Genomic DNA, 12,156 nt, shown 5'->3' on the forward strand with positions numbered 1-12,156 from the left:
CACCAGGTCTGGCCGGGGGCTTTCTGCATTCCGGGCGATCGCCGCGGTCGGCTGGCACGATGGCGAGGTGGATTCGATGCGTGGGTGGCCGCTGTGGGCCGTGATGATCGTCCTCGCGGTCGCGTTCGGCGGCTTCTGGTACCTGTCGACGTTCGTCACCATGCCCGACGACGTCCCCGTCGGGGTCCGAGTCGCCGCGAGTGCGGTCACGGGCGCGGTGTTCGGCGTGCTCTTCGGGCTCTGGATCGGTCGGCAGCGCCGGAGCGTCGGCCCGGCAGCGCGTGACCGTGCGCTCGGCCGAGCGGTGCGGCGCGGCGAACTGCCCGCTGATGCGGACCCGGCGCAGTGGCGCCAGGCGCTCACGCACTACCAGCAGCAGTACCGCCGGCAGCGGTGGTTCGGGCCCGTCGTGTTCGTGGTGCTGATGGTGCTCGAGGTGTCCCTCGCCGTTACCGGGCGGCCGGTCTTCTGGTTCGCGGCAGCGATGTTCCTGGTGTTCCTCGTCGTCACCATCGTGCAGACACCGAAGGTGCTGCGGAACACCGCCGCGATGCTCGCCGAGCTCGACCGTCGTGAGGCAACCGAACCGCACCGAGCGACCTGACGCGGTGCACCGCCGGGCGGTACCTCGTCGAAGCCGACGCCCGCGTCGACGCCGAGGCGGCCGACGCCGGCGACGACTCAAGCAGAGACGGAGGCAGCCCGTCGCCGTCGGTCGATCGCGCAGATGGCGAGCGCCATCGCCGCCCCCAGCACCGCTCCGACGCTGTTCATGAACCAGTCGTTCGTGTCGCAGCGGCGGCCGAGCACCGGGGCGAGCGCCTGGACGACCTCGATGACAGCGGAGAGGGCGACCGCACCGGCGAGGACGGAGAGCGGTCGGTTCGTCGCCGTGCTGAGGAAGAGTGCGATCGGCAGCAGCATCGCGACGTTGGCGAGCGTGTCGAGGCCCTGGAACGGCACGGAGAACTGCACGGTGCACGTGACGCCGTCAGGCCGAGCGCCGTCGGGCAGCAGGGTGAGCAGGAGCACCGCGATGAACGACAGCCCGGACAGGCCGAGCAGCACACCACGGAGCCGCAGGCGGTGGAGCGCCCAGGCCAGGCCCGCGGCGACGACGACGCCGACCCAGAAGGCGACGCGCACGAGAGGCGCGTGCTCGACGAGGAAGGTGGAGATCATCGGGATCCTCCGTTGCCGCGATCGTTCCGCGGATCGAGTCGGTCGAGCCACACTCGCATGAGTGCGGCTTCCTCGGGCAGCAGCGCGCTCGACCCGCCGGCGTCGAGCTGCGCGCGGAGCTGCCGGAGGGGTGCTGCGTCGAGGTCGTCGTGCCCCGGGCCGGGCGGCACCACCAGGACCGCGCTCAGGACTGCGTCGCGGAGGGCGTCGGCAGCGATGCCGGATTCGTGCCGCGCGGGTGTGCTCATCCGGTCGAGGGCGAGTCCGACGTTGGCAGCGAGCAACATCGTCGCCGCGACGGGTACGTCGACGCGGAGCAGGCCGGCGGCGGCACAGCGCGTCAGTGTCCTCTCGAGCAGGACGGTCAGTCCATCGCGGGCAGCGCTGTTCGCCCACGGTCGCGGAGCGAACATCAGCCGGTAGAGCGCGGCGTGTTCGCGGGCGAAGGCGAGGTGGTCGTCCCAGCCGCGGCGCAGGTCCACCGACGGGTCATCCGACGCCTCGAGTTCGGCCTTCCGCTGCGTGTACCGCTGCAGACCGGTCTCGGCGAGGGCGTCCAGGAGACCACGCTTGTCGCCGAAGATCCGGTAGAGGACGGGCTGTGTCACACCGACCGCTTCGCAGACCGCTCGGGTGGCGATGTCCCCGTCCGGAGACGCGACCAGCTGCTCCTCCGCCGCGCTGAGCAGCGCGTTGCGAAGTGTTTCGTCAGAACGAGCCATGCGGCGATCGTAGCGCAGCTTGTAGCACCGATCGTAATCATGCTACGTTCTGTCGTAGCGCCGAAATGATGGGCGCATATCGCTGAAAGGACACCCCATGGCTCACACTTCTGCACGCGTTGCCATCGTCACGGGCGGCTCGCGCGGCATCGGCCGCGCGGTCTCGTCCCGTCTGGCAGCGGACGGCTTCACCGTGGTCGTGAACCACGCGAGCGGGTCGGCAGCTGCCGCGGCCACCGTCGAGGAGATCACAGCAGCCGGCGGACACGCGGTCGCCGTGCAGGCAGACGTCGCCGACGAGCACGCCGTGGCCGCCATGTTCGACCAGGTCGAGGCCGACCACGGTGGCGTCGACGTCGTCGTGCACTCCGCCGGACGCCTCGCACTGTCGACGATCGCCGACCAAGACCTGGAGGTCCTCGACGCGCTGCACCGGACGAACATCCGCGGCACCTTCGTCGTCGCACAGCAAGCGGCTCGTCGCCTCCGCGCCGGTGGCGCGTTCGTCGGCATGTCGACCTCGGTGGTCGGGACGCAGTTCCCCACCTACGGCGCCTACGTCGCGAGCAAGAGCGCGGCAGAGGGCATGACGCTGATCCTGGCGAAGGAGCTCCGTGGCCGTGACGTCACGGCGAACGTGGTCGCTCCGGGGCCGACGGCGACCGAGCTGTTCCTCGACGGGAAGACGGAAGAGCAGATCGACACGCTGGCGAAGGCACCGCCCCTCGAGCGCCTCGGCACTCCGGAGGACATCGCCGGCGTCGTGGCGTTCCTGGTCGGACCGGACGGACACTGGGTGAACGGGCAGACCATCCGCGCCAACGGGGGGATGGTCTGATGCCCACGCCGCGGGTCGTCCTCGTCACCGGAGCCTCGAGCGGCTTCGGTCGCCTGACGGCGGAGTCGCTCGCACGGGCAGGCAACGTCGTCATCGCGGGGATGCGCGCCGTCGACGGTCGGAACGCGACCGCTCGCAGGGCGCTCGAGGACCTCGCCGACCGTGAGGCGCTGCGGCTCGGCGCCGTCGAGCTCGACGTCCAGTCGCTGCAGTCCGTCGAGGACGCGGTCGACACCGTCGTCCGTGCACACGGGCGCATCGACGTCCTCGTGCAGAACGCCGGACACATGGCCTACGGCCCGGCCGAGGCGTTCACGCCGGAGCAGTTCGCGGCGCTGTACGACGTCAACGTGGTCGGCGCCCAACGCGTCGCCCGTGCCGTCCTGCCCCACATGCGTGACCGCCGGTCCGGACTGGTCGTCTGGGTGGGCAGTTCGTCGACCCGCGGCGGGCACCCGCCGTTCCTGGCGCCGTACTTCGCGGCGAAGGCCGGGTTGGACGCCCTGGCCGAGAGCTACGCCGCAGAACTCGTCCGCTTCGGCATCGACACCACCATCGTGGTCCCGGGTGCCTTCACCTCGGGCACGAACCACTTCACGAACGCCGCGCTGCCGGCGGACGCCGACCGCGTCGCTGCACACGACGAGGAGTACGGAGCGCTCCGGCGGGACCTGACCGGCCGCCTCGCCGAGACCGTGCCGGCGGACGCCGACGTGCAGGACGTCGCCGACGAGATCGTACGGGTCGTGGACCTGCCCGGCGGTGGTCGTCCGTACCGCGTCCACATCGATCCCTCGCACGACGGCAGCGAGGTCGTCTCGGCCGTCGCGGACCGCATCCGAGCCGAGTTCTACCGCCGCGTCGGCATCGAGGACCTCCTGTCCCCGAACGCCGCACCCTGACCCCCGGAACGTCCGGACCCCCCACTGAGAGGAACACCATGCCCTTCGCCAACATCAAGGTCCCTGCTGACACCCTGACCCCCGAGTCCAAGAAGAAGCTCCAGGACGCCGTCACCGATGCCATCGTCGACGTCTACGGCGAGCGAGCCCGACCGACGACGCTCGTCATCCTCGACGAGGTCGCCGACGGTGGCTGGATGCTCGGCGGCACCATCCTCAACGAAGCGATGCTCGGCCGCGTCTGACCGTCCGCGCGCGGCGGGGGCCGGCAACACGGTTCCCCGCCGCCTTCGGCCGCCACGCGTCGATCACGGGCCGGACTGGCTCATCGAGACGTCGGAGGGCCGGCCGAGCTGCTGCTCGATCTGTGGGAGGAGCATCCGCACCGCCGCGACGACGACCTCGTCCACACGCTCCGGCGGGATCCGCCCGGCCGCCGCCAGTGCGCTGATGCCCTCGGTCGTCGCTGCGAGCAGGAACGGGACCGGGCCCATCGATGCCGGGTCGCGCTCACCGAGCAGTTCCGCACCCAGGGCGAAGAACCGCTCCGCCGAGGACCACGACCCGTGGTCGCCCTCGGGTCGCGGGCCGTCGTCGGTCGACGTGAACATCAGTTGGACGAGAGGGCCGTTCTCCTGGGCGAAGCGGACGTGCGCTCGGACGTACTCGGTGAGACGGGGCCCGAGGTCCCCGGGGCCGCGCGCGGCCTCCAGGTGGCCACGGAGTTCGTCGAAGCCGTCCGCGGCGATCGCGTCGAGGACGGCCTCCCGGTCGCGGAAGTGTCGCAGGGGCGCGCCGTGACTGACGCCGACGCGGCGCGCGAGCTCCCGCACGGTCACCGCCTGCTGCCCCTCCTCGACCAGGAGCGCACGGCCCTCCCGCACGAGCTCCTGCCGCAGTGAGCCGTGGTGGTACGGACGAGCTTGCGCACTCATGACGCCAGTGTAGACGTTGACAACAAAGTAGTCAGTGTCTACATTGGCGGCATGGACGACATCAGGACCGGTCGAGCTCCGACCGACGAGACCGTGATCATCACCGGCGGCACGAGCGGTATCGGCCGAGCGACGGCCGTCGCACTGGCGGGATCGGGAGCGCGGATCATCCTCGCGGTCCGCAACGAGGAGAAGGGCCGGGCGGTCGTCTCCGCCCTCCCCGGCGCTCCGGGGACCCACCGTGTGCGCCGTCTCGACCTCGCCCGGCTCGACACGGTCGAGGCGTTCGCCGACGGCATCGACGAGCCGATCGCGATCCTGGTGAACAACGCCGGCGTCGAGTCGAAGGACCTGGAACGGACGGCGGACGGGCACGAACTCCAGTTCGGGACGAACCACCTCGGACACTTCCTGCTGACGACGCTGCTCCTGCCGCACGTCACCGACCGCGTCGTCACCGTCGCCTCCCAGGCGGAACGCATGGCCCGACTCGACCTCACCGACCTCGACTGGTACCGGCGCACCTACAACGCCGGCCGTGCGTACGCCGACTCCAAGCTCGCCAACCTGCTGTTCACGTCCGAACTCGACCGGCGCCTGCTGGCGTCGGGGTCCCGGGTGCGCGCGCTGGCAGCCCACCCGGGCCTGGTGAAGACGGCGATCTACGAGCGACCGGCCGGACAGCGCCCCAACCTGTGGGACCGTCTCGTCCCGGTCCTCGGGCAGGAGCCAGAGGACGGTGCGCTGCCGTCCCTGATGGCCGCGAGCGCCGACCTGCCCGGTGGGACCTTCGTCGGACCGCGGCGCATGATGCACATGCGCGGTGGAGCCGAGGTCATCGGCCGGTCGAAGCAGGCACAGGACCCGGAGACCGCTGCTCGGCTCTGGTCGATCTCCGAGGAGCTGACTGCGGTGGACGCCCGCTCGTGAGCGTCGTCCTCGACGCGACCCGTGCCCTCCTGCTCAGTACCCGGGGATGGCACCGGCCGCTCGTGGCGTTCGCCGCGCTGATGGGCGTCTGGGCGGTGGTGTGCGTCGTCGGGTTGTTGGTCGATCCGCGCACGCTCGCAGCCGACCCGATCTGGGCGAAGCCGCTCAAGTTCTCCGTGTCGCTCGCGCTCTACGCCGTGACGCTGGCGTGGATGCTCTCCCTGGTGCAGCGGCCCGTCCTGCGACGGATCGGCTGGTGGGCCGGGACCGTCGGCGCGGCCGCATCGCTGCTCGAGATCGTCGTGATCTCGATCCAGGTGGTGCGAGGCGTGGGGAGCCACTTCAACGTGTCGACCCCGACGAACCAGTTGTTCTACCAGCTCATGGCCGGTGGGGTCACCCTGATGTACTGCGCCACGCTGCTCGTCGGCGCCGCAGTCGCGGTCTTCTCGAACCTGGACGACCGGGCGTCGGCCTGGGCGCTCCGGATCGGGCTCGTCGTCGCCCTGGCTGGCCTCTCCGTGGGGTTCCTCATGGTCATCCCCACTGCGGCGCAGCTGGCCGATCCGGGCTCGGGGACGTACGGCTCGCACTCCGTCGGGGGCGACGACCCTTCCGGCGGGATCCCCCTGCTCGGCTGGAACAGCCTCCACGGCGACCTCCGCGTGTCCCACTTCATCGGGATGCACGCCCTGCAGGTGCTGCCCCTCCTCGCGCTCGTCCTGCCGGCGACGATGCGGGAGCGGTCGCGCGTGCGCGTCGTGGTCGTCGCAGGGGCGGCGTACGCCGCGGTCACCTCGATCGCGCTGTGGCAGGCCCTGCGGGGCCAGTCGGTCCTCCGCCCGGACCTGCTGACGATCGGAGCGGTGGGAATCGTCGCCGTGCTCGTCGTGACCAGCGTCGTGCTCGTTGCCCCACCGGGGCGAGCCGTTCGAGCGTTCGTGGATCGCAGAGGGAATCGAGAAGGCGGCGGATGAACGCGGAGGGCCGTGACCGGGAGAGCGGGCGGCGGTGGTCGTGACCACAGCCGTGGGCGCGGCGCGCGGCGGACGCACGCCGCGCCTCCCGGCCGGGTGCGTGTACGCAGGGCGGTACCTCGTCGACGCGGTGCACCGCGCCGACCCCGCTCAGGAAGGCGCCCGCTCCATGACCTCACCCTTCGACCTCACCGGCCGGACCGCCCTCGTCACCGGCGGCAACCAGGGACTCGGCCGGGCGTTCGCCTTCGGCCTCGCCGAGGCCGGCGCCCGCGTCGCGATCGTCGGGCGCTCCGCGGAGCGCAACGCCCGGGTCGCCGCCGAGGCCGCGGAAGCCGGCCACGACTTCGTCACCATCACGGCGGACATCACCGACGGCGAGCAGGTGGCGCGCATGACCGAGGAGGCGATGGCGGCCCTCGGCCGCCTCGACGTGCTCGTCAACAACGCCGGCACGTGCCACCACCGGGACGCGTTCGACGTCCCCGACAGCGAGTGGGACGACGTGTTCGATCTCAACGTCCGCGCACTGTGGAAGACGTCGACGGCGGTCGGCGCACACATGCGCGATGCCGGTTCGGGCTCGATCGTGAACATCGGCAGCATGTCGGGCCTCATCGTGAACCGGCCGCAGTGGCAGCCGGCGTACAACGCGTCGAAGGCCGCCGTGCACCACCTGACGAAGTCGCTCGCGGTCGAGTGGGCGAAGTACGGGATCCGCGTGAACGCCGTCGCCCCCGGGTACGTGAAGACCGAGATGGCGCCGGTGGACTCCCCGGAGTTCCGGCGGTACTGGATCGAGGACGCACCGCAGCAGCGCTTCGCCCTGCCCGAGGAGATCGCGCCGAGCGTCGTGTTCCTGGCGAGCGACGCGGCGTCGTTCATCACCGGGTCCGTGCTCGTGGCGGACGGCGGCTACAGCGCCGTCTGAGCCGGTTCGGCCACCGGCGTGCCCGCGCGGGTCGTCGCGCGGGCCATGCCGACGGCGACGAGCAGCGCGGCGACGACCGTCAGGACGACGCCCGCGACGGTGATCCCGTCCTCGAACGCGGTCAGGCGGTCCGCCGTCCACGACGTCGACGCGATGCTGCCCGGCACGAGCAGCGCCAGCACCGTCCCGGTCGCCGCGATGCCCACCGCGGTCGCGAGCTCGCTCGAGGTGTCGACGAGCGCCGCACCGACCGACGTCCGGTTCGACGGCAGGCCCTGGAGCACGTTGTTGCCCGCGACGACCCCGACGACCCGCATCCCCGCAGCGACGAGGACGAGTGCCGCGGCGACCCAGCCGTACCCGGCTCGGCCGCCGACCGTGAAGAGCGCGAGTCCTGCGACGACGGCACCGGCGCTCAGCCAGGCCGCGCGGCCGAGGCCCACCCGCTGCACGAACGGGCCGACGAATCGCCCGGACGCCAGGAGCACCACCACCTGCGGCAGGGTCCCGATCGCGGCCAGCGCCGGCGACCACCCCCAGGCGAACTGCAGCTGCAGCGTCACCAGGTAGGACAGGCCGGAGACGGCCAGTCCGGAGGCCGCCTTGTACGCCAGACCGCTCGCGACGAGCGGACGGGCGAGCAGGCGCAGGTCGAGCAGCGGCTGCGCCGCGGTGCGCTCCCGCTGCACGAAGGCCGCCACCGCAGCGACCGTCACGACGACCCCGGTCCACCCCGGCCAGGAGGCGCTGCCCGCCTCCGCGAAGAGGGTGGGCGTCCCGAGTGCACCGACCAGGGCCGTGGTCCCGAACAGCGCGCCGGTCACGTCGATCCGGTCGGGGTGCAGGTCCTCCGGTCGGTCAGCGGGCACGCCGGCTCGGATGCCGATGAACGCGAGCGCCGCGATCGGGACGTTCACCAGGAGCAGGGCCTGCCACGGCGCCACCGCGAGGGCGAAGCCGCCCGCCGTCGGACCGACCGCGAGCCCGACCAGGCCCGCGGTGGAGATGACCGTCAGCGCCCGGACCCGCAGGGCGTCGGTGTCGAAGAGCCGGAAGGCCAGGGCCATCGACCCGGGCGTCGTCATGGCCGCCGCGATCCCCATGAGCGCGCGGACCGCGATGAGTTCGCCGGTCGTGGTGACGAGCGTGGTCGCCAGCGCGGATAGCGCGAGCAGCACCAGGCCGACGAGCATCACCCGGCGTCGGCCGAACCGGTCGGCGACCGCGCCGAACAGGAGCATGAGCGCGCCGAAGACGACCGAGTAGGCGCCGGTGACCCACTGGAGTCCGGTCGTCGACGCGTGGAGTTCACGGCCGATGGTGGGCAGCGCGACGTTCAGCACAGAGTTGTCGAGCATCTCGAACAGGAAGACGGCGGACAGGCCGGCGAGGGCGATCCCGGCGTCACGGAGCCGGGCGGGGGAACGGGTGGACACGTGCACTCCTTCGATGAAGAAGTGGCGACTCGTCCGAGACCGCGTGTGGGTGCCTGGCCGCCGGAGCGACGAGGCGTTTTGCCCTCTGGCAGGAGCGTACGTCCGGTGGGGCATCCGCTGCAAGTGGGCCGTCTGCTGCAAGCGGGCCGTCCGCTGCAAGTGGGCCGGAACGCGCGTCGGTGTCGTGCGAGCCGCTGCCCACGCGAGCAGGCTGTCAGGAGTGCGCTGCGCCCTCGGCGTCGGCACGCCCTCGAAGGAGATCCGATGAGCACCACCACCCCTCGACTGCCGGGCGGCACCTGGACCCTCGGCGACCGGCCGGTCGCACGCTTCGGCTACGGCGCGATGCAGCTCACCGGTCCCCGGGTCGTCGGGCCACCGAAGGACCACGACGAGGCTGTCGCCGTGCTCCGGGACGCCGTCGCGGGCGGCATCACGCACATCGACACCGCCGAGACGTACGGCCCCCGCATCGTCAACGAGCTGGTCCACGAGGCGCTGCACCCGTACGCCGACGACCTCGTCATCGCGACGAAGGTCGGCGCGCGGCGGGACGCCCGAGGCGGTTGGCCGACCGCTCGGGAACCCGACCAACTGCGCGCACAGGTCGACGACAACCTCGAGACGCTCGGAGTCGACGTGCTGGACCTCGTCAACCTGCGGCTGGGCGACGCGAACGGTCCGGTCGCGGGGCCGATCGCCCCGGCGTTCGAGACGCTGGTCGACCTGCAGCGACAGGGGGTCATCCGGCACCTCGGCGTGAGCAACGCGACGACGGAACAGGTGGCGGAAGCGCAGGGGATCGCACCGATCGTCTCGGTGCAGAACATGTACAACCTGGCCAACCGGCAGGACGACCCGCTCATCGACAGGCTCGCGGCCGAGGGCATCGCCTACGTGCCGTTCTTCCCGCTCGGCGGCTTCGCCCCGCTGCAGTCCGAGGTGCTCTCGACCGTGGCGACACGGCTCGGGACGACGCCGATGTCCGTCGCCCTGGCGTGGCTGCTCCGCCGGTCCCCGAACATCCTGCTGATCCCGGGCACGTCGTCGCGGGCGCACCTGCAGGAGAACATCGAGGGTGCCGCCGTCGTGCTGAGCGACGACGACCTGCTCGACCTCGAGGGCATCGGCGGCTGAGCCCCGGCCTCGGACCCTGCCGTGTCCGTCACGGTGCTCGTGGGGCGGCACCGGCGCTGCTCGAGAGGCAGGACCGATGACGGACCACACGGCCACCGCAGCGCAGGAGTTCCTCCGCACGCACGACGAACGGCTCCGTTCCCTGGTCGACCGGGTGGTGCCGGCGGACGAGTACCCGTCGGCGTCCGAGGCCGGCGCGCTCGACTTCCTGGCCGGGGTGCTGGTCGACCGGCCGGACTGGCTGGACCGTCTCCGTGGCGTCGTGGAGTACGCGGACGACCACGAGGGCGTCGACGAGCTCCGCGACGGCGACGATCCCGACTGGACCTGGTTCGCCGAGCTCGTGGCCGCGGGCTACTACGCCGACGCGGGGAACGGCGGGAACGCGGGGGAGCGGTCATGGGAGATGGTGGGGTGGCAGCCCGGTCCGCCGGACGGCTGGAGCGTGCCGGTACCGGTACCGACCGCAGCGCCCACGGTCGTGCACCCGTCGCAGCTGGCGGACCGGTACGACGCGGTCGTCGTCGGGTCGGGCGCCGGCGGGGGTGTCGCGGCGTGCGGGCTCGCCGAGTCCGGTCGGCGCGTGCTCGTGGTCGAGGCCGGTGGGTGGCCCGGCACCGCGGAACTCAGCCGTGACCACATCCGGAACCCGCGGTCGAGCTGGGGCGTCGCACCGCGGTCGGGGCCGTCCGACGTCGGCAACCCGCGGACGGTGGCGGACGGTCGCGAGCTCCTGGTGCTCCGGCCCTCGTCGCCGGGGTGGCACAACAACGCCGTCACGGCCGGCGGCGGCACACGGGTCTACGGCGCACAGGCCTGGCGGTTCGGGCCGCGGGACTTCGCGATGGCGTCGACGTACGGCGTGCCGGACGGCAGCGCCCTGGCCGACTGGCCGTTCGGGTACGACGAGCTCGAGCCCTGGTACGAGCGCGCCGAGTGGGAGATCGGGGTCAGCGGCGGCGACGTCGACGGTCCGTGGTCCGGGGAGCGCTCGCGCGCGCGACCGATGCCACCGCTGCCGTCGGGGGCAGCGCGGGACCGGCTCGCCGGCGCCGCGGACGCCCTTGGCATCTCGACGGTGCACGTCCCGCTCCTGATCAACTCGACGCCGTACCTGGGCCGCCGCGCGTGCGAACAGTGCGGCATGTGCGTCGGCTTCGCGTGCCCGGTCGACGCCAAGAACGGCAGCCAGAACACCATGCTGACCCGCGCGTTCGCCACCGGGAACGCGTCGATCGTGCTCGAGTCACGGGTCGCCCGGCTGCGCACGGACAGTGCCGGCCGCGTGGTCGGCGTCACGATCGTCGGCACCGCGGACGGCCGCGACTGGCGGGCCGAGGTCGACGCCGCCGAGGTCGTCGTGGCGGCCGGGGCGGTGGAGTCGGCACGGCTCCTGCTCAACAGCCGGAGCGACCAGGAGCCCGACGGCATCGGCAACGGTGCGGACCAGGTCGGCCGGCACCTGCAGGGCCACGTCTACGGCGGCGCGATGGGCGTCTTCGACGACGTGGTGGACGACGGGCTCGGACCGGGACCGTCGATCGCCACCACCGACTACCGGCACGGCGTGCCCGGGCAGATCGGTGGCGGGATCCTGGCGAACGAGTTCATCGCGACGCCGTCGAACACGTACCAGTACCTCGTCGGCACGGGGCTCGCGCCGCGCTCCGGGCTCGACGGCAAGCACGCGATGCGGGACCTGGCGCGGCGCAGCATGCGGATCATGGGGCCGATCCAGGAGGTCACCACGGCCGACGCACGCGTCCGGGTCGACCCCGCGGTGACGGACCGGTACGGCATCCCGGTGGCGTCGTTCAGCGGTGGGGTCCACCCGGAGGACGTCCGTGCTCGCGACCACACCAGCGCCCGGAGCGGCGACTGGTTGCGCGCGGCCGGCGCCACGCGCGTGGCGGAGCTGCACGGTCCGGTCCGGGGCACGAGCGGTGGCCAGCACCAGGCCGGCACGCTCCGGATGGGGACGGACCCCGCGACGTCGGTCGTCGACCCGTTCGGCCGGGTGTGGGGACACGACAACCTGCGCGTGACCGACGGCTCGGTGCACGTGACGAACGGCGGGGTCAACCCGGTGCTCACCATCCTGGCGACCGCGATGCGGAGCGTCGACGCGATGGTCGCGCAGCACGGTTGACCACGTGCCCGGTCCGC

13 protein-coding genes are annotated in these 12,156 nt (G+C 72.2%); 9 read left to right on the top strand and 4 right to left on the bottom strand.

Annotated features, from left to right (window positions below):
- The first annotated feature begins 67 nt into the window (after positions 1-67).
- On the top strand, positions 68-604 hold the full coding sequence (locus HQQ88_RS02435) for a hypothetical protein (protein ID WP_173168540.1): 537 nt from the start codon (positions 68-70) through the stop codon (positions 602-604).
- 77 nt (positions 605-681) lie between these two features.
- On the opposite strand, the gene HQQ88_RS02440 is transcribed toward HQQ88_RS02435, so the two are convergent.
- Positions 682-1,182, bottom strand: a complete 501-nt coding sequence (locus HQQ88_RS02440) for a VanZ family protein (RefSeq protein ID WP_132100395.1) — start codon at positions 1,180-1,182, stop codon at positions 682-684.
- Positions 1,179-1,904: a TetR/AcrR family transcriptional regulator gene (locus HQQ88_RS02445; protein WP_173168541.1), complete on the bottom strand. Its 726-nt coding sequence runs from the start codon at positions 1,902-1,904 to the stop codon at positions 1,179-1,181. The genes HQQ88_RS02440 and HQQ88_RS02445 overlap by 4 nt, the downstream gene beginning before the upstream one ends.
- 97 nt (positions 1,905-2,001) lie before the next feature.
- Between HQQ88_RS02445 and HQQ88_RS02450 the strand changes: the two genes are divergently transcribed.
- The 3 genes from HQQ88_RS02450 to HQQ88_RS02460 are packed head-to-tail and all read left to right on the top strand — an operon-like array spanning position 2,002 to position 3,889.
- Positions 2,002-2,742 (top strand): SDR family oxidoreductase, encoded by a 741-nt coding sequence (locus tag HQQ88_RS02450; protein WP_173168542.1) that lies wholly within the window; start codon positions 2,002-2,004, stop codon positions 2,740-2,742.
- Complete coding sequence (locus tag HQQ88_RS02455; protein WP_173168543.1) at positions 2,742-3,644, top strand: SDR family oxidoreductase; 903 nt, start codon at positions 2,742-2,744, stop codon at positions 3,642-3,644. The genes HQQ88_RS02450 and HQQ88_RS02455 overlap by 1 nt, the downstream gene beginning before the upstream one ends.
- 38 nt (positions 3,645-3,682) lie before the next feature.
- Positions 3,683-3,889, top strand: coding sequence for a tautomerase family protein (locus HQQ88_RS02460; protein ID WP_066656327.1), 207 nt, complete (start codon positions 3,683-3,685; stop codon positions 3,887-3,889).
- Between the two features lie 63 nt (positions 3,890-3,952).
- On the opposite strand, the gene HQQ88_RS02465 is transcribed toward HQQ88_RS02460, so the two are convergent.
- Entirely contained in the window at positions 3,953-4,579 is a 627-nt protein-coding gene (locus HQQ88_RS02465; protein WP_173168544.1) for a TetR/AcrR family transcriptional regulator, read from the bottom strand.
- Between the two features lie 51 nt (positions 4,580-4,630).
- On the opposite strand from HQQ88_RS02465, the gene HQQ88_RS02470 reads away from it, so the two are divergent.
- The 3 genes from HQQ88_RS02470 to HQQ88_RS02480 all read left to right on the top strand — a co-directional run bounded on the left by HQQ88_RS02470 (position 4,631) and on the right by HQQ88_RS02480 (position 7,417).
- On the top strand, positions 4,631-5,509 hold the full coding sequence (locus HQQ88_RS02470) for an SDR family NAD(P)-dependent oxidoreductase (protein ID WP_132100390.1): 879 nt from the start codon (positions 4,631-4,633) through the stop codon (positions 5,507-5,509).
- A complete protein-coding gene (locus HQQ88_RS02475; protein WP_132100389.1) occupies positions 5,506-6,486 on the top strand; it encodes a hypothetical protein in 981 nt (326 codons plus the stop codon). Before HQQ88_RS02470 ends, HQQ88_RS02475 begins: the two co-directional genes overlap by 4 nt.
- A gap of 169 nt (positions 6,487-6,655) precedes the next feature.
- Positions 6,656-7,417 carry a glucose 1-dehydrogenase gene (locus HQQ88_RS02480; RefSeq protein ID WP_173168545.1) on the top strand — a complete coding sequence of 254 codons (762 nt, stop codon included), beginning with the start codon at positions 6,656-6,658 and terminating at the stop codon, positions 7,415-7,417.
- On the opposite strand, the gene HQQ88_RS02485 is transcribed toward HQQ88_RS02480, so the two are convergent.
- Positions 7,402-8,853, bottom strand: coding sequence for an MFS transporter (locus HQQ88_RS02485; protein ID WP_308221990.1), 1,452 nt, complete (start codon positions 8,851-8,853; stop codon positions 7,402-7,404). The two genes, HQQ88_RS02480 and HQQ88_RS02485, sit on opposite strands and share 16 nt — an antisense overlap.
- A gap of 264 nt (positions 8,854-9,117) precedes the next feature.
- On the opposite strand from HQQ88_RS02485, the gene HQQ88_RS02490 reads away from it, so the two are divergent.
- Positions 9,118-9,990: an oxidoreductase gene (locus HQQ88_RS02490; protein WP_301952645.1), complete on the top strand. Its 873-nt coding sequence runs from the start codon at positions 9,118-9,120 to the stop codon at positions 9,988-9,990.
- A gap of 76 nt (positions 9,991-10,066) precedes the next feature.
- The gene (locus HQQ88_RS02495) at positions 10,067-12,139 is read left to right on the top strand and encodes a GMC oxidoreductase (RefSeq protein WP_173168547.1); all 2,073 of its coding nucleotides are present in this window, start codon (positions 10,067-10,069) and stop codon (positions 12,137-12,139) included.
- The last annotated feature ends 17 nt before the right edge of the window (positions 12,140-12,156 follow it).

The organism is Curtobacterium sp. VKM Ac-2861, from assembly GCF_013204965.1.
Lineage (GTDB): Bacteria > Actinomycetota > Actinomycetes > Actinomycetales > Microbacteriaceae > Curtobacterium.